The 17,283-nt window shown below is 65.4% G+C and carries 16 protein-coding genes; 8 read left to right on the top strand and 8 right to left on the bottom strand.

All coding sequences use genetic code 11. The features are described 5' to 3' along the window. Entirely contained in the window at positions 1 to 1,152 is a 1,152-nt protein-coding gene (locus ACM62G_RS25555) for an acyl-CoA dehydrogenase family protein (RefSeq protein ID WP_054064361.1), read from the top strand. 133 nt (positions 1,153 to 1,285) lie between these two features. Here the strand turns inward: ACM62G_RS25555 and ACM62G_RS25550 are convergent, their stop codons facing one another. The 6 genes from ACM62G_RS25550 to ACM62G_RS25525 all read right to left on the bottom strand — a co-directional run bounded on the left by ACM62G_RS25550 (position 1,286) and on the right by ACM62G_RS25525 (position 8,203). After that, on the bottom strand, positions 1,286 to 2,059 hold the full coding sequence (locus ACM62G_RS25550) for an enoyl-CoA hydratase (protein WP_273826151.1): 774 nt from the start codon (positions 2,057 to 2,059) through the stop codon (positions 1,286 to 1,288). Positions 2,060 to 2,074: 15 nt separating this feature from the next. After that, complete coding sequence (locus ACM62G_RS25545) at positions 2,075 to 3,202, bottom strand: acyl-CoA dehydrogenase (protein ID WP_273826152.1); 1,128 nt, start codon at positions 3,200 to 3,202, stop codon at positions 2,075 to 2,077. A 9-nt stretch (positions 3,203 to 3,211) separates the two neighbouring features. Continuing rightward, positions 3,212 to 4,399, bottom strand: coding sequence for an acetyl-CoA C-acyltransferase (locus ACM62G_RS25540; RefSeq protein ID WP_419735893.1), 1,188 nt, complete (start codon positions 4,397 to 4,399; stop codon positions 3,212 to 3,214). An 11-nt stretch (positions 4,400 to 4,410) separates the two neighbouring features. After that, positions 4,411 to 5,178: an SDR family NAD(P)-dependent oxidoreductase gene (locus ACM62G_RS25535; protein WP_419735892.1), complete on the bottom strand. Its 768-nt coding sequence runs from the start codon at positions 5,176 to 5,178 to the stop codon at positions 4,411 to 4,413. A gap of 120 nt (positions 5,179 to 5,298) precedes the next feature. Next, positions 5,299 to 6,945, bottom strand: coding sequence for an AMP-binding protein (locus tag ACM62G_RS25530; protein WP_416769152.1), 1,647 nt, complete (start codon positions 6,943 to 6,945; stop codon positions 5,299 to 5,301). Positions 6,946 to 7,186: 241 nt separating this feature from the next. Beyond that, entirely contained in the window at positions 7,187 to 8,203 is a 1,017-nt protein-coding gene (locus ACM62G_RS25525; RefSeq protein WP_419735891.1) for an AraC family transcriptional regulator, read from the bottom strand. A 211-nt stretch (positions 8,204 to 8,414) separates the two neighbouring features. On the opposite strand from ACM62G_RS25525, the gene ACM62G_RS25520 reads away from it, so the two are divergent. The 7 genes from ACM62G_RS25520 to ACM62G_RS25490 all read left to right on the top strand — a co-directional run bounded on the left by ACM62G_RS25520 (position 8,415) and on the right by ACM62G_RS25490 (position 14,998). Then, complete coding sequence (locus ACM62G_RS25520; protein ID WP_419735890.1) at positions 8,415 to 8,861, top strand: hypothetical protein; 447 nt, start codon at positions 8,415 to 8,417, stop codon at positions 8,859 to 8,861. Continuing rightward, entirely contained in the window at positions 8,858 to 10,048 is a 1,191-nt protein-coding gene (locus ACM62G_RS25515; protein WP_419735889.1) for a hypothetical protein, read from the top strand. The genes ACM62G_RS25520 and ACM62G_RS25515 overlap by 4 nt, the downstream gene beginning before the upstream one ends. Then, entirely contained in the window at positions 10,048 to 11,016 is a 969-nt protein-coding gene (locus tag ACM62G_RS25510; protein WP_419735888.1) for a DUF3829 domain-containing protein, read from the top strand. The genes ACM62G_RS25515 and ACM62G_RS25510 overlap by 1 nt, the downstream gene beginning before the upstream one ends. A gap of 108 nt (positions 11,017 to 11,124) precedes the next feature. Further along, entirely contained in the window at positions 11,125 to 11,589 is a 465-nt protein-coding gene (locus tag ACM62G_RS25505; protein ID WP_054060811.1) for a VOC family protein, read from the top strand. Between the two features lie 113 nt (positions 11,590 to 11,702). Beyond that, the gene (locus ACM62G_RS25500; protein WP_273826158.1) at positions 11,703 to 12,578 is read left to right on the top strand and encodes an alpha/beta fold hydrolase; all 876 of its coding nucleotides are present in this window, start codon (positions 11,703 to 11,705) and stop codon (positions 12,576 to 12,578) included. Between the two features lie 100 nt (positions 12,579 to 12,678). Continuing rightward, on the top strand, positions 12,679 to 13,971 hold the full coding sequence (gene dctA / locus ACM62G_RS25495) for a C4-dicarboxylate transporter DctA (protein WP_054060809.1): 1,293 nt from the start codon (positions 12,679 to 12,681) through the stop codon (positions 13,969 to 13,971). A gap of 112 nt (positions 13,972 to 14,083) precedes the next feature. Further along, the gene (locus ACM62G_RS25490) at positions 14,084 to 14,998 is read left to right on the top strand and encodes a LysR substrate-binding domain-containing protein (RefSeq protein WP_054060808.1); all 915 of its coding nucleotides are present in this window, start codon (positions 14,084 to 14,086) and stop codon (positions 14,996 to 14,998) included. Between the two features lie 234 nt (positions 14,999 to 15,232). Here ACM62G_RS25490 and leuD read toward each other — a convergent pair whose 3' ends face one another. Both leuD and leuC read right to left on the bottom strand, forming a co-directional pair. Beyond that, positions 15,233 to 15,847: a 3-isopropylmalate dehydratase small subunit gene (leuD, locus tag ACM62G_RS25485; protein WP_054064370.1), complete on the bottom strand. Its 615-nt coding sequence runs from the start codon at positions 15,845 to 15,847 to the stop codon at positions 15,233 to 15,235. Next, positions 15,844 to 17,265, bottom strand: a complete 1,422-nt coding sequence (gene leuC, locus ACM62G_RS25480) for a 3-isopropylmalate dehydratase large subunit (RefSeq protein ID WP_419735887.1) — start codon at positions 17,263 to 17,265, stop codon at positions 15,844 to 15,846. Before leuC ends, leuD begins: the two co-directional genes overlap by 4 nt. Between the last annotated feature and the right edge of the window lie 18 nt (positions 17,266 to 17,283).

Raw genomic sequence — 17,283 nt, 5'->3', positions numbered from 1 at the left:
ATGCACGATATCGAACTGAGCGAAGAACAAGTGATGATCCGCGACATGGCCCGGGATTTCGCCCATGGCGAAATCGTGCCCCATGCCCAGGCCTGGGAAAAGGCCGGCTGGATCGACGACGGCCTGGTCCGCAAGATGGGAGAGCTGGGCCTGCTGGGCATGGTGGTTCCCGAGGAATGGGGCGGCACCTACGTCGACTACGTCGCCTATGCCCTGGCCGTCGAAGAGATTTCCGCCGGCGATGGTGCCACCGGCGCGCTGATGAGCATTCACAACTCGGTTGGCTGCGGCCCGATCCTCAACTACGGTTCCCAGGCGCAGAAGGAAACCTGGCTGCAGAAGCTGGCCACCGGCCAAGCCATCGGCTGTTTCTGCCTGACCGAGCCGCAGGCCGGCTCCGAGGCGCACAACCTGCGCACCCGTGCCGAACTCAAGGACGGCCAGTGGGTGATCAACGGCGCCAAGCAGTTCGTCAGCAATGGCAAGCGTGCCAACCTGGCGATCGTCTTTGCCGTGACCGACCCGGAGTTGGGCAAGAAAGGCCTCTCGGCCTTCCTGGTGCCGACCGATACGCCAGGCTTCATCGTAGACCGGACCGAACACAAGATGGGCATTCGCGCCTCCGACACCTGCGCCGTCACCCTGAACCAGTGCACGGTACCCGAGGCCAACCTGCTGGGTGAGCGTGGCAAGGGCCTGGCGATCGCCCTGTCGAACCTTGAAGGCGGGCGGATCGGTATCGCCGCCCAGGCGCTGGGTATCGCCCGCGCCGCCTTCGAAGCCGCCCTGCGTTATGCCCGCGAGCGTGTGCAGTTCGACAAGCCGATCATCGAGCACCAGAGCATCGCCAACCTGCTGGCCGACATGCACACGCGGATCAACGCCACGCGACTGCTGATCCTCCACGCCGCACGCCTGCGCAGCGCGGGCAAGCCGTGCCTGTCGGAGGCGTCACAGGCCAAGCTGTTCGCCTCGGAGATGGCCGAGAAGGTCTGCTCCTCGGCGATGCAGATCCATGGTGGGTATGGGTACCTGGAAGATTATCCGGTGGAGCGTTACTACCGGGATGCGCGGATCACGCAGATCTACGAAGGGTCGAGCGAAATTCAGCGGATGCTGATTGCGCGGGAGCTCAAGCACTACCTGGTATAACGCCGGCACCTGTGCCGCAAGCCCAGCCTTGTAGGAGCCGGGCTTGCCCGCGAAGGCGCCCTTGAGGACGCCAGGAGCTTCGCGGGCAAGCCCGGCTCCTACACTGTCCGGCCCTCACAAGATTGGGCCAGGCTCAGCGATCCTTGAACTGCGCCTCGCGCTTGGCCACGAACGCCGCCATGCCCTCTTTCTGATCCTCGGTGGCAAACGCCGCATGGAACACCCGACGCTCGAAACGCACCCCCTCGGACAGGCTGACCTCGAACGCCCGGTTGACGCTCTCCTTGATCATCATGCTGATCGGAATCGACTTGCCGGCGATCACGGCCGCCACCTTCAGTGCTTCGTCCAGCAACTCATCGACCGGCACGATCCGCGCCACCAGGCCGCAACGCTCGGCCTCCACCGCATCGATGAAACGCCCGGTCAGGCACAGGTCCATGGCCTTGGCCTTGCCCACCGCACGGGTCAGACGCTGGGTGCCACCCATGCCCGGCAGCACGCCGAGGTTGATCTCCGGCTGGCCGAACTTGGCGTTGTCGGCAGCCAGGATGAAGTCGCACATCAGCGCCAGCTCACAGCCGCCGCCCAGGGCAAAACCGGCCACCGCGGCGATGATCGGCTTGCGCCGGTTCGCCACCCGATCGCTGTCGCTGAACAGGTCGTCGAGGTAGATCTTCGGATAGGTCAGCTCGGCCATTTCCTTGATATCGGCGCCCGCGGCAAAGGCCTTCTTCGACCCGGTCAGCACGACGCAACCGATCTCTGGGTCGGCCTCCAGGCGGTCCAGCGCCTGGTTCAACTCACTGACGATCTGCGCGTTCAGGGCATTGAGCGCCTGTGGGCGGTTCAGGGTGATCAGGCCGACGCGGCCCTTGATGTCCAGCAGAATGGTTTCGTAGCTCATCGTTAATGTCCTTGCTCACAGGTTGCGCGAAATGACCATGCGCTGAATGTCGCTGGTACCTTCATAGATCTGGCAGACCCGCACGTCGCGGTAGATCCGCTCCAGCGGGAAGTCGTTCAGATAGCCATAGCCGCCGAGGGTTTGCAACGCCGAGGAACAGACCTTCTCGGCCATTTCCGAAGCGAACAGCTTGGCCATGGAGGCCTCCACCAGCGCCGGCTTGCCGCTGTCGCGCAGGGCGGCGGCGTAGTGCACCATCTGCCGCGCCACGGCGATCTGGGTCGCCATGTCCGCCAGGCGGAACGCCACGGCCTGGTGCTCGATCAGCGCCTTGCCGAAACTCTGCCGCTCACGGGCATAGTCGCGGGCCGCCTCGAACGCCGCCCGGGCCATGCCCACCGATTGCGCGGCAATCCCGACCCGACCGCCCTCCAGGTTCGCCAGGGCAATACGATAGCCCTCGCCCTCCTCGCCCAGGCGGTTGGCGACGGGGACCTTCACCTCCTCGAAGAGGATCTGGCAGGTATCGGAGGCATGCTGGCCGAGCTTGTCCTCGACCCGCGCGACCTTGTAGCCCGGCGCATCGGTGGGCACGATGAACGCGCTGATACCGCGCTTGCCGGCACTCGGGTCGGTCACGGCAAAGACGATCACCACCCCGGCATTCTGCCCGGAGGTGATGAACTGCTTGCAGCCGTTGAGCACGTAGTGGTCGCCCTCCAACCGGGCGCGGGTCTTCAGGCCGCTGGCGTCGGAGCCGGCCTGGGGTTCGGTCAGGGCGAAGGCACCGAGCATCTGCCCACCGGCCAGGGCCGGCAGGAAACGAGCCTTCTGCTCGTCGTTGCCGAAGTTGAGGATCGGCACGCAGCCCACCGAGTTGTGCACGCTCATGATGGTCGAACAGGCGCCGTCACCGGCAGCGATCTCTTCCAGGGCCATGGCGTAGGCCAGGTAACCGGTATCGCAACCGCCCCACTGCTCCGGCACCAGCATGCCGAAAAAGCCCAGTTCAGCCATTTCGTCGATGGCTTCCCGGGGAAAACGGTGCTCACGGTCCCACTCGGCGGCGAACGGTTTAAGCCGTTCCTGGGCAAAGTCCCGGGCGGCATCGCTGATCTGTTGTTGCTCTTGGTTCGGTAGCATGGGGACTCCTTACAGGCACTCGATCGCCATCGCCGTGGCCTCGCCACCGCCGATGCAGATCGCCGCGATACCGCGCTTGAGGTTCTGCTGACGCAGTGCCGACAGCAGCGTCACCAGGATCCGCGCACCGGACGCACCGATGGGGTGTCCCAGGGCACAGGCGCCGCCATTGACGTTGACCTTCTCATGGGGGATCTGCAGCTTGTCCATGGTTACCAGGGTGACCACGGCGAAGGCCTCGTTGATCTCGAAACGGTCGACCTGGTCCAGGGTCCAGCCGGTCTTTTTCAACAGCTTGTGGATCGCGCCCACCGGCGCCACCGGGTACAGGCTCGGGGTGTCGGCGAATGCCGCATGCCCGTGGATCACCGCCAGCGGTTTCAAGCCGCGTTTTTCGGCTTCGGAGCGGCGCATCAGCACCAGCGCCGCCGCACCATCGGAAATCGAGCTGGAGTTGGCCGCAGTGACCGTACCGTCCTGGCGGAACGCCGGTTTCAGCGAGGCGATCTTGTCCAGCCTGGCCTTCGGCGGTTGCTCGTCATCGCTGATCAGCCGTTGCTCCTTGCCGACCGTCACCTGCAGCGGCACGATCTCGTCCCTGAAGCGGCCTTCGCGGATGGCCTGTTGCGCACGGGTCAGGGAGGCGACGGCGAAAGCATCCTGGGTTTCGCGGCTGAAGCCGTTGGTCTCGGCGCAGTCCTCGGCAAAGGTACCCATCAGCCGGCCCTTGTCATAGGCGTCTTCGAGGCCATCGAGAAACATGTGGTCAAGCACCTGGCCATGGCCCATGCGATAGCCCGCGCGGGCGCGGTCCAGCAGGTACGGGGCGTTGGACATGCTTTCCATGCCGCCGGCCACCACCACTTCGGCACTGCCGGCCAGCAGCCGGTCATGGGCCAGGATGGTCGCTTCCATGCCGGAGCCGCACATCTTGTTCAGGGTGGTGCAACGGGTGCCCTTGTCCAGCCCGGCGCCCAACGCCGCCTGACGGGCGGGAGCCTGGCCGAGACCGGCCGGGAGCACACAGCCGAACAGCACCTCGTCGACGGCATCCGCCACCACCCCGGCGCGCTCGACCGCGGCACGGATCGAGGCGGCGCCCAGTTGCGGCGCGGTCAGGCTCTGGAGGTCGCCCTGGAAGCCGCCCATGGGGGTACGCACGGCGCTGACGATGACCACGGGATCCTGGATAGTCATGGCTATTTCTCCTATTTGGCAGCCATGCGCAAGGCGCCGTCGAGACGGATCGTTTCGCCATTGAGCATGCTGTTTTCAATGATGTGCCGAACCAGTGCAGCGTATTCCGACGGTTTGCCCAGCCGCGGCGGGAACGGCACGCCGGCCGCCAGCGAGTCGCGGACTTCCGGGGTCATGCCGGCCATCATCGGGGTTTCGAAAATGCCGGGGGCGATGGTCATCACGCGGATACCGAAGCGTGCCAGTTCGCGGGCAGCCGGCAGGGTCAGGCTGACGATCGCGCCCTTGGAGGCGGCGTAGGCGGCCTGGCCGATCTGGCCGTCATAGGCGGCGACCGACGCCGTGTTGATGATCACCCCACGCTCGCCACCGGCATCCGCCTCGCTCTCGGCCATGGCCGCGGCGGCCAGGCGCAACAGGTTGAAACTGCCGATCAGGTTGACGTTGATCACCTGGCTGAAGCTCTCCAGCAGGTGCGGTCCGTTCTTGCCGAGGATCTTCTCGCCGCGCACGATGCCGGCGCAGTTGACCAGCCCGTGCAGGCCGCCGAAGGCGCTGAGCGCTGCCTCGACGGCAGCCTTTGCCTGGTCTTCCCGGGTAATGTCGGCGACCACGCTGCGGGCATTGGCACCGAGCTTCTGCGCCTGGGCGGCGACGGCCTCGGCGTTGAGGTCCACCAGCATCACCCGGGCACCCGCCGCCACCAGCATGTCAGCGGTTGCCGCGCCAAGGCCGGAGGCACCGCCGCTGACCAGGAAAGCCTTGTCTTGTATGTTCATTGCACTGTCCTTCGTTGGTATTTCAATTCTGGATGGATCTCGGTAGGAGCGGGCTTGTCCGCGAAGCTTTTTCAGCCTGAGGGCCTATTCGCGGGCAAGCCCGGCTCCTACAGGGTCGTGTCAGGCCCCGGCCTGGGCCTTGGCGATCTCCTGGTTACGCAGGATGAAACGCTGCAGCTTGCCGCTGGGGGTCTTGGGCAACTCGTCGACGAATTCGATTTCCCGTGGGTAGGCATGAGCCGCGAGGCGCTTGCGCACATGCAGGCGCAGCTCCTCGGCCAGTTGCGGCTCGGCGCGGTACTGGGCATTGAGCACCACGAACGCCTTCACCAGTTCGGTGCGCTCGGGGTCAGGCTTGCCGACCACCGCCGCCTCCACCACCGCCGGGTGTTCGACCAGGGCGCTTTCCACATCGAACGGCCCCACCCGATAGCCGGAGGTGGTGATCACATCGTCGCTGCGGCCAACGAAACTGATGCTGCCGTCGGCGTTCAGCTCCACCGTGTCACCACTGAGGTAGTACGGGCCGACGAACGCCTTGGTCTCGAAGCCCTTGTAGCCGTTGAACCAGCACATCGGCGACTGGGAACGATCCAGGGCGAGAATCCCCGGCTGGCCGACACCCAGTTCCCGATGATCGTCGTCGAGCACCACGATGCGATGACCGGGCGAGGCGAAACCCGCCGAGCCGACGTGCACCGGATGCTGCAGGCCGTGGTGGTTGCACAGGACCATGCCCAGCTCGGTCTGCCCGTAATGATCGAGAATAGTGACGTCGAGGTTTTCCGCGAACCAGCGGATCACCTCCGGGTTCAGGGGCTCACCGGCGCTGCTGACGGCGCGCAGGCGCCCCCTGATCCGGCTGGAAAACGCCTCGCCGGCGGCGATCAGCAGGCGATAGGCGGTCGGTGAGCCGGTCAGGTTGGTGATGCCATATTTCTCGATCACCCGGCAGGTGCTGTCCACGGTGAACGGGCCATCGTAGAAGGTGATCGGATGGCCCAGGCCCAGCGGCCCGGTGATGCCGAAGTAGAGACCGTAGGCCCAGCCCGGGTCGGCGACGTTCCAGAAGGCATCCTCGGGGCGCAGGTCGACCGCGTCGCGGGTGTAGCTCTGGAAGGCGATGATCGCCTTGAGCGGCACTTCCAGCGGCTTGGCGGGGCCGGTGGTACCCGAGGTGAACATCAGCAGGAACGGATCTTCGCCACTGAGCATCAGCGGCTCGCAAGCCGCCGGGTAATTGTCCACCTCGGCCCAGAAGCTGAAGTCGCCACGAACGATGCCCTGCCCCTTGGCACCGGCGACCGTGACGATCGTTGGGCAGTCGGCGACTTCATCGAGCTTGCTGCGGTTGGCCGCATCGGTGACCACCACCTTGGCTGCCGAACTGTTCAGGCGATGCTCGATGGCCTTGGGCCCGAACGCGGTGAACAGCGGCTGGTACACCGCACCGATGCGCCAGGTGGCGAACAGCGTCACCAAGAGCTCGACATTGCGCGGCAACAGCCCGGCAACCTTGTCGCCGCGCCCCACGCCCTGGGCCAGCAGGAAATTGGCGAAACGCCCGGCCTGCTCCTGCAACTGCGTGAAAGTATAGGTGGCACTGCTGCCATCGCGGCCCTCCCAGAACAGGGCGATCCGCCCCGGCAAGGCATACCGGTCACAACATTCGACGCAGGCATTGAGCGCCGTCAGGGTGCCTTTCAGGCTCGTTTCAGCCACGTGCTGATAATTGAAAGTCTCGGTGGCAGTCAGATAGTCACGCATCCCAGCAATCTCCCGGTCTTGTTATTAGAGGAAACCGTAGAAAAACCGAGGAAATAGTCGCCCCGTCAGGGACTTGCGACAATGGTCAAAGCCTTCAACCTGCTTGACTGGTTTGGCCAATGATGAATAGGCGCAAGCACCCTCCGGGCGGACGCGGAGCGTCCTGGGAGGCATTCCCACGGGGACCGTGGGAAGGATCAAATGAAATGCCGCACAGGGCGGACCAGCACCGTGCCCGGCGCTACTGGCTGTCGTTGAGAATCAGGCTGCGATAATGCCCAGGGTTTGAGCCCGACCACTTGCGAAAGGCCTTGTAGAACGAACTGATATCGGCGAACCCCAGCCGCGTGGCGATTTCGCCGAAGCTGATCGTCGGTTCGGCCAGCCAGGCAATCGCCAGTTCCTTGCGCACGCTGTCCTTGAGCCCCTGGTAGGTCTGCCCCTCCTCCGCCAGCCGCCTGCGCAGGGTCGAAGCCGACATGCACAGCCGCAGCGCCAGCGCCTCGGTTTCCGGCCACTGCTGGGCCGGCAACTGCCGCAGGTCATGCCGGATCCGGCTGGAAAAACTCTGGGCATCGCGGTACTTGACCAGGATATTGGCCGGCGCATGCCCGAGAAAGCGCTGCAGCTCCTGGTGGCTGCGCTTGATCGGCAGGTCCAGGCAATCGGCGGCGAGGATCATCCGCGTCCGCGGCCGGGCAAAGCGCAGGTTCTCGGAAAACATCACCCGGTAGTCATCGCAGTAGTCCGGCTCGTCGCACCGCAACTCGATGGCCAGGATCGGGATCCGCCGTCCGGCCAGCCAGCAGGCCACGCCATGGACGATCATCCAGTAGGTGAAATAGGTGAACGGTCGCCGGGCCTCCCCCTCAGGCTCCGCCAGGACGATCTCCGCCAGGCTCTGCTGGGTCACCAGCTGGGCCTGCAGGCGTTCGAACATCAGCGAGAGGAACGCCAGCACGGACTCCAGCCCGGCCCTTACCGTCGGCTGCGCCATGCCCATGCGGGACAGGTAGGCAAAGCTGCCGGCGCGCAGCTTGCGCGGGTCCATGCCGAAGAACTCGTCATCGTTGCGCCGCGCGAGCAGGCGCCACAGCCGCGCATAGTCACTGGCCGGCACCCGCGCCTCGGGCCGCTGCAGCAACTGCGGGTCGATCCCGACCTTGTCCAGCACCTCTTCGGTGGCCGCGCCCGGGACGCAACTCTGCAGCAGCGCCTCGCGCACCAGATGGATGGAGATGGTGTCTTTTTCCGACATTGGCTGTCGCCCGAGCCTTGTGCTGATCCTTGTGTCGGCCATCTTAGGCAGCGCCGAGCAAAAAGCCAGCCTGCTGCACCGATAAAGCCTGTTGCGGCGCAGACAGCAGCACTTTGATACCATCGCTCCCCCATCAGGGAATGATCTTTACCGGGAGTCTTGTGGGCATGATCGTGGTAGCCGCATCGAACACGGCGTTCGAGGTGTATCGATGAGTTGTTGGGAAGTCCTCGGCCTGCCCTCGGATGCCGATCCCCGGAGCATCAAGCGCCAGTACGCCAGCCTGCTCAAGCGCACCCGCCCGGACGATGACCCGGAGGGTTTCCAGCGACTGCGCGAGGCCTACGAGCAGGCACTGGACTGGCGCGAAACGGGCCCCGAGCCAGTACGCGAGGACATCGCAGCAGCCAGCGATACCATCCACTACGACACGGACACCGGCCTGCAGCCCCGCCCCGCCGGCCACTCTGGCGCCCAACGCGCGGCCACGCGGTTACTCGAAGGCATCACTGCGGCCCTGCTCGACGAGCGGTTCGCCAAGGCCCCCTCTATGGCTGCGAGCACGAATTCGGCGAACAACTGCTGCTGCGCTGTCTCGAACCCGGGCAGGACTTCACGGCGCTGGCCCACTGGGGCCTGGAACGCTTCCAGTGGATGAGCCCGTGGCGGCCTACCGATGTTCCCCGCAGCGCCCTCGCCGAGCTGCATCGACGCCTGTTGGGGAACCTGGAACAAGCCCTCGGCTATCAGCTCGATGTGGGCAATGTCGAAGGTTTCTGGCGCGAGTACTACCACCGGGTGCAACTCTACGGGCTCGACGCCCTGGACCACCAGCAACCGCTCGATGAAGTACTGGCCAGGTTGTTGCTGGAGTGCCCGCTCTGGTCTGCCCGGCTCTTTCACGCGATGTGCAAGCTGCGGCAGTGGGACGATGTCGGTCCCGCGCCCCGCTGTCCGGAGCCGTACTGGACGCGCCTGCTGGAACGCAGTCGGGACGAAGAACTGCTGTCCCAGCACATGCATCGCCTGCAACTGCCGGCGAATACGCCCGACAACCGCGCCACGCAACTGCTGTTCGCCCCGATATCACTGGCCGAGCGACGCAGCTTCGCACGCCGCTTCCACAAGGAGGACTGGCAGGCCTGCCAGCAGGCTGCGCAGAGGATCCGGCACGGCCATCCACGCCTGGAAAGCCGGCTGCCCGACGCCAATGCATTCTTCTGGCGCGACTGGCAGTCCGCCGATACCGGTTGGCTTGGCTTCGCCGCGGTGATATTGGCCTGCACTGCCGCCGCGGTGCAGCAGAAGCTGTTGCCGGGCAGCGGGTTGAAGGCGACGGCCGACGCCATTGCCCTTTGGTCACTGGCCTTGGGCGGGCTCACCGGCACCCTGCTCTGGTTCTGGCCGGCGGTGGCGGACAGCGTCTGGATGCTGGATCATCGTCTCAGCCAACGCCTGTCGCACAGGCTCAGCCCCCGCCGTCCTGCGCCGCTGCTACTGCGCGAACTGCTGCCCTGCTGGCTGGTGGCGGGAGTGACCGCCGCCTGGCTGGGCATGCTCCCCCTGCTGACCTACGCCGGTACGATGCTGGCACTGGCCTGGACTGACCGGATAGGCAAAAGGCCGCGGCGCCACCTCCTCTCCTGCTGGCTGGCCGGCGCCCTGATACTGAGTATCAGCCTCGGCACGCTGGCGCTCTATGTGGCGCACGGCAGGACCGTAGCGGGCCGCAACGAGGGGCTGCAGCCCTGGCCCGAGCGCCTGTGCAGCCGCATGCCGGCAAGCGTCGAGGACTGCCGTCTCCCGGCCACCCGGGAACAGTGGTACGGCAAGGAGGCCCGTTGATGGACAAGCGCTGGTTTCTCTCTGGCGGCGTACTGCTGATCTGCGGTCTCTACCTGCTGGTCGGCACCGAGCGGCAACAGAACCGTTTCGACATCTGGCTGGACCGTCACGCCAGTGAGGCGACAGCCGAAGCCAATGCACTGCGGCCACTGGTCAAGTGCGTGAATGTCGCCGAGGTGCCCTGGCGCCTGGATCGCGAGGCCGGGCAAAGCCACAGGGACGATGACTTCCCCTCTCTGCAACGCCATGATTACCAGGCGATAAAAAACGATTTCTGCAAACCCGCCAACGCCTTCAAGGCCAGTCTTGTCGACGGCACGCGGCAGATCGGCCTGCTCGCCGATCGCTACCTGCCAGCCCTGACAAGCGCCCAGGCACCTGGGCTCCTGGACTCGGTCTCGGCCAAGCCCCTGCTGCCGGAGAAACTGGAGGCCCAGTTCAGCAGCGTGATAGCCGAATCGGACAGAAAGCGGCACGCCGAAAGAGTCCAGGCCTTCCTCCCGCTTTCCGACACCTTGCGCCGCGAACTCGAAAGCACCGAGCTCGCGCTGCGCCCGAGGCAGTTGGAACACCTGGAGCAGAAGCTGGGCCGGGACATGCACTGGCACCTGCTGAACTACATGCTGCAAGCCCGCCTGGGCATCGACCGCCTGGAAGCAGCGGCACGCCGGCAGCGACTCGACCTGCCCCTGCTCGGCAGCACCCGTGACGAACTGCGCCAAGCTCAGGAGTCTGCCGAAGCTTATCGCAACGCCCTCCCCGCCAACCGCCGCCATGGTCCGGTCCACGAATTGTGGTCGAGGCTGCAACAGCCGATGCAACAATACCAGGCCGCCCTGGAGCAATTGGCAAGCGACTGGCGCAACCACGCCGAACCCCAGGTGCTGAGCGATGACTTCTGGAACGTCGGCCACCGCTATGACGTCCTGCTGGCGCTCTACAACCGACAGGCGGATGTCGATTTCTGAGGCGGCAGCACACTCCGTCAGCTCGCCCAACCCCTCGTCCCCCGTGGCCTATAGTCAGATGACCGGCCACGGTGGCCGGTCATCGCCACACGACAAGGGAGAACGACGATGAGCGTCAAAGCGATACCGGAGGGTTTCCACAGCATCACCCCCTACCTGGGCGTCAGCCAGGCCGCTGCGGCCATCGACTTCTACAAGCAAGCCTTCGGCGCCACGGAGATCATGCGCCTGTCAATGCCTGATGGCAGCATCGGCCATGCCGAACTGCGCATCGGCGACTCGCCGCTGATGCTCGGCACACCCTGCGGCGAAGGGCCGTTCGTCAGTCCCCAGGGGCCCACCTCGGTCGGTATTCATCTGTACGTCTCGGATGTCGACAAGCAGTTCGAAACCGCCACGGCGGCCGGGGCCACGGTGGTCAGCGAAGTGCAGGACCAGTTCTACGGCGACCGCAGTTGCACCCTCAGGGACCCGTTCGGCCATGTCTGGTTCCTCGCCAGCCACAAGGAAGACCTGACCCAGGCCGAGATCGAGGCACGGGCGGCGAAGCTGTTCCAGCAGTCCAGGGGCTGAACCCTCGCCCGCGACCAGCAACACACTTCATGAACGAGCGCACCACGCTTTGCGCCTTGCCTGTAGCGCTGTGGGACTTAGGATGTCGGCAACCATAACGAGGAGCCACTTCCATGTTCGCCGGATTCCAGAAAGACCAGCGCCACGTCAACGGTGTGGACATCGCCTACCGCGTGGGCGGCAGCGGACCAGGCCTGCTCCTGCTGCACGGCCACCCGCAGACACACGTCATCTGGCACAAGGTCGCGGGCGAGCTCTCCAGGCATTTCACCGTGGTCGCCGCCGACCTGCGCGGCTACGGTGACAGCAGCCGGCCAGAGGCCGACGAGCAGCACCTGAACTACTCCAAGCGCGAGATGGGCCGCGACGGCGTCGAGCTGATGCGCGCCCTGGGTTTCGCACAGTTTTCGATCCTGGCCCACGACCGTGGTGCCCGCGTCGCCCACCGCCTGGCCCTCGACCACCCCGACGCGGTGCAGCGCATGGTGCTGCTGGATATCGCGCCGACCCTGTCGATGTATGCCCAGACCAACGAAGCCTTCGCCCGCGCCTACTGGCACTGGTTCTTCCTGATCCGCCCGGCACCGTTGCCGGAAAGCCTGATCGAGGCCAACCCGGAGCAGTACCTGCGCAGCGTCATGGGCAGCCGCAGTGCCGGGCTCAAGCCGTTCACCGACGAAGCCTTCAGCGAATACATCCGCTGCCTCAGCCTGCCCGGCAGCGCCCGCGGCGTCTGCGAGGACTACCGCGCCAGCGCCGGTATCGACCTGGAGCACGACCGGGCCGATCTCGACGCCGGGCACAAGCTGAACCTGCCGCTGCTGGCGCTGTGGGGCGAAGAAGGCACGGTCGGCCGCTGCTTCGACCCACTGCACGAGTGGCAACGGGTCGCCACCGATGTGCGCGGCAAGGCGCTGCCGGGCGGCCATTACCTGGCCGAGGAAATCCCGCAGGCGCTGCTGGACGAGGTGCTGCCGTTCCTGCGCTGACGGGCGCCCTGCAACCCTGATCTGAAACACCCCTTCCCCGTGGGCCGCCGTGACGGCCCCTGGCGGGATCGGCTTGCCTGTAACTCCGGAGATAATAAAAATGACAATCAGAAAACTGCTGGGAACCCTGTATATCCAGGTGGTCATCGCCATCGTCCTGGGAGTACTGATCGGCAACCACTGGCCGCAGGCCGGTGTCGAGCTCAAGCCCCTGGGCGACGGTTTCATCAAGCTGATCAAGATGATCATCGGCCCGATCATCTTCTGCACCGTGGTCTCCGGCATCACCAACATGCACGACGTGAAACAGGTCGGGCGGGTCGGCGGCAAGGCGCTGCTGTACTTCGAGATCGTCTCCACCCTGGCCCTCGCCATCGGCCTGCTGGCAGCCCACGCGCTGCACCCGGGCGCGGGCTTCAACGTCGATGTGAAGACCCTCGACACCTCGGCCATCGCCAACTTCGTCGGCCAGGCCCAGCACGGCGAAGGTGTGACCGGTTTCCTGCTGCACGTGATCCCCACCACCTTCTTCGATGCCTTCGCCCAGGGCGAGATCCTGCCGGTGCTGTTCGTCTCGCTGCTGTTCGGCCTGGCGCTGGTGATGGCCGGCGAGAAGGCCCGGCCGCTGGTGGGCGTGATCCACCAGGCCAGCGAAGTGTTCTTCCGCATCGTCGGCATGATCGCCCGGGTCGCCCCCATCGGGGCCTTCGGCGCGATGGCGTTCACCATCGGCAAGTACGGCCTGGGCTCGCTGCTGCCGCTGATGAAACTGGTCGGCACCTTCTACCTGACCGCGCTGATCTTCATCACCTGTGTGCTGGGCAGCATCGCCCGTTATGCCGGCTTCAGCATCCTGCGCCTGCTGGGCTACATCAAGTCGGAACTGCTGATCGTGCTCGGCACCAGCTCATCGGAATCGGCGCTGCCGCAACTGATCCAGAAACTGGAGAAGCTGGGCTGTTCCAAGGGCGTGGTGGGCATCGTGGTGCCGACCGGCTACACCTTCAACCTCGACGGCACCAACATCTACATGACCCTGGCGGTGCTGTTTCTGGCCCAGGCCACCAATATCGACCTGACGCTGGAACAGCAACTGACCCTGCTGGCGGTGACCATGCTCACCTCCAAGGGCGCCGGTGCGGTGGTCGGTGCCGGCTTCGTCGCCCTGGCCGCGAGCCTGGCGGTGGTGCCGACCGTACCGGTGGCGGCGATGGTGCTGATCCTCGGTGTGGACCGCTTCATGGCCGAATGCCGCTCGCTGACCAACATCATCGGCAATGCTGTCGCGACCCTGGTGGTGGCGGCCTGGGAAGGCCAGCTCGACCGTAGCAGGATGGCGCCGATCGCCCTCGGCCGCGAGCGCAAGGCCTTGGTAAGCCAGCCCGCCGAGTAATGCTGTAGAAGCAGGAGTTATCCGCGAACGGGCCCTCCAACTTCGCCGATAAATCCTGCTCCCACGGATGCTATTCTGGCGGCTCCTGCCGCCAGTGCCCGTTGCTCCGCCCATGAATCCAAAGAAAGACGCCGTGCCCCTGCCCGAAGACCTGCGCGTATTCCTCACCGTCATCCGCAAGGCCGGCTTCGCTGCCGCGGCCGACGAGCTGGGACTGTCGCCCGCCTACGTCAGCAAGCGCATCCAGATTCTCGAAACCACCCTCGCCACCCGCCTGCTGCACCGCACCAGCCGACGGATCGCCCTGACCGAGGACGGCGAACGGGTGCAACGCTGGGCCGTGCGCATCCTCGAAGATTTCCAGCAGCTCAGCGACGAACTGTCCGAAGCCCATGACAGCCCCAGCGGTCGCCTGCACCTGTGCAGCAGCTTCGGTTTCGGTCGCAACCACGTGGCCCCGGCGCTGTCGCGGTTGGCCGAACGCTACCCGGAACTGGAAATCCGCCTGGACCTGTTCGACCGCGTGGTGGATATCGTCAGCGAAGGGTTCGACCTGGAAATCCGCGTCGGCGATGACATCCCCGGCCAGCACATCGGCCGACGCCTGGTCAGCAACCGCCGGGTGCTGTGCGCCGCCCCCGCCTACCTGGAACGACGTGGTACGCCGCACCAACTGAGCGACCTGGAACAGCATGACTGCCTGGTGCTCAAGGAGCGCGACAACGCCTTCGGGATCTGGAACCTGGAGTGCGACGGCCGCCAGGACAGCGTGCGCGTACGCGGGCCGCTGTCATCCAACAGCGGCGAGATCGTCCTGCAGTGGGCACTGGATGGGCGCGGCATCCTGCTGCGCTCGCTGTGGGACGTCAAACCGCTGCTGGAGCAGGGGCGACTGGTGCAGGTGCTGCACGAACACACCCAGAGTGCGAATGTCTGGGCGGTGTACCCGACGCGGCTGGCCTACTCGGGGAAATTGCGGGCCTGCGTGGAGTTTCTGCAGGAGCACTTCCGTCAATTGTCGATCTGATACGCTTCGACGATCGCTGAGGCATGACCTTCCCGCCTCCAGGGAAGAGCCATGGTTTGAGGCCGCATTCGGTGCCTGTTCGCGGGCAAGCCGCGCTCCTGCAGGTTTGCGTCGAGCGCAGGATTTGCGTTCGACTCCGCCCCAGTAGGAGCGCGGCTTGCCCGCGAATGGGACCCAAGCCTTGCTCAAGACATGAATCGATTCAAAACGAAGGTATACGGACTCTGGCCACGCTCAGCTCAACCAGGGATTGGCCTGCAGATGCGAGCGCTCGAATGCCTCGATCTGCTCGCGACGCTGCAAGGTGCTGCCGATGGCATCCAGCCCGAGCAGCAAGGCGGATTTACGCAGGGCATCGATCTGGAACCCGATCACGCTGCCGTCCTGCAAACCAATCTGCTGGGCCTGCAGGTCGACCGAAATCTCGGCCCCCTGCGGCTGGCTCACCACCTGCCCCAACCGCTGCACCGTCGCCTCATCGAGGGTGATCAGCAAAACGCCGTTACGCTGGCAGTTGTCGTAGAAAATCCCGGCGAAACTACTGCCGATCAGGGCACGGATGCCCACCTGCTTCAACCCCCACACCGCGTGCTCACGGCTGGAACCGCAACCGAAGTTCGGCCCGACCACCATGAAGCTCGCTCCCTGCCAGGCCGGCTGGTTCAGCACGAACTCGGGGTTGGGTTCGCCCGAAGGCAAAAAGCGCAGGTCGAAGAACAACCCGCGATCCAGACCGTTGCGGTCGATACCCTTGAGAAACTGCTTGGGCATGATCACGTCGGTGTCGATATTGGCCGCCAGCATCGGTGCAGCCTTGCCGGTGACCCGGGAAAACGGTTGCAGGCTCATGGGCGTTGCTCCAGGGAACGGATATCGGTCAGGCGTCCGGCAATCGCCGCAGCCGCCACCATCGCCGGGCTCATCAGGTGCGTGCGGGCACCGGCGCCCTGGCGACCTTCGAAGTTGCGGTTGGTACTGGAGGCACAGCGGTCGCCCGCCGCCAGCACATCGTCGTTCATCGCCAGGCACATCGAGCAGCCGGACTGGCGCCATTCGAACCCGGCCGCGATGAATACCGCCGCCAACCCCTCGGCTTCGGCCTGGTCGCGAACCTGGGTGGAGCCCGGCACGATCATCGCCCGCACATGCCTGGCCACCTGCTGGCCGCGCACCACCCGGGCCGCGTCACGCAAGTCCTCGATCCGGGCATTGGTGCAGGAGCCGATAAAGGCATGGCTGATGACGATCTCGCTCAACGGCATGCCGGCTTCCAGGCCCATGTAGTTCAGGGCCCGGCGCATGTCCTGGCGCAGGATCGGATCGTCGAGGCTTTCCGGGTCCGGCACCCGTGCACCGATCGGCGCCGCCTGGTCCGGGCTGGTGCCCCAGGTGACCATCGGCTCCAGGGCCGTGGCATCCAGATGCACCTCCCGGTCGAACCGCGCGCCGGCATCGCTCCTGAGCTCGCGCCAACGGGCGACAGCCTGCTCCCACAGTTCTCCCTGTGGCGCCCGCGGCTTATCCTTGAGATAGGCGAACACCTTCTCGTCCGGGGCCATGAAGGCACCCCGGGCACCGGCTTCCACGGCCATGTTGCAGATGGTCATGCGCGCTTCGACGCTCAACGCATCGATGGTCGAACCGCAGAATTCGATGGCGTAGCCCGTCGCGCCAGAAGCACCGATTTCGCCGATCAGCGCCATGATCACGTCCTTGGAGGTCAACCCGGCCGCCAGTTCGCCGTCGACCGTCACCCGCAGGGTCTTCAGGCGCTTGTAGACCAGCGTCTGGGAGGCCAGCAGGTGTTCGATCTCCGAAGTGCCGATGCCGAAGCCGAAGGCCCCGAGGGCACCATAGGTGGTGGTGTGGCTATCGCCGGCCGCCACCACCATGCCGGGCAGGATGAAGCCCTGCTCGGGGGCGACCACATGCTCGATACCCTGGCGCTTGTCGAGCACATCGAACAGTTCGATACCGAAATCGGCGCAGTTCTCGGCCAGGTACGACACCTGCCGTGCCCCGCCGGCATCCGGCATGGCGGCAATGCGCCTGGGCGCGGTGGGGTTCACATGATCGACCACGGCCAGGGCCGTTTCCGGACGCCACACGCCGCGCCCGGCTTCGCGCAGGCCACTGAAGGCTTGCGGGCTGGTGTATTCGTTGATGACCTGGCGGTCGATGTACAGCAGGACATGGCCCTGGTCGTCGAGGCGACACACCGTATGGGAATCGATGTGCTTGTCGTAGAGGGTTCTCGTTGCAGTCATGGTGGCGCTCGCAGGAAT

Source organism: Pseudomonas sp. COR18, assembly GCF_048568395.1.
In the GTDB taxonomy this organism is placed as follows: domain Bacteria; phylum Pseudomonadota; class Gammaproteobacteria; order Pseudomonadales; family Pseudomonadaceae; genus Aquipseudomonas; species Aquipseudomonas fuscovaginae_B.
The sequence above is the reverse complement of the archived record's forward strand: the minus strand, read 5'-3'. Positions and strand labels throughout refer to the sequence as shown.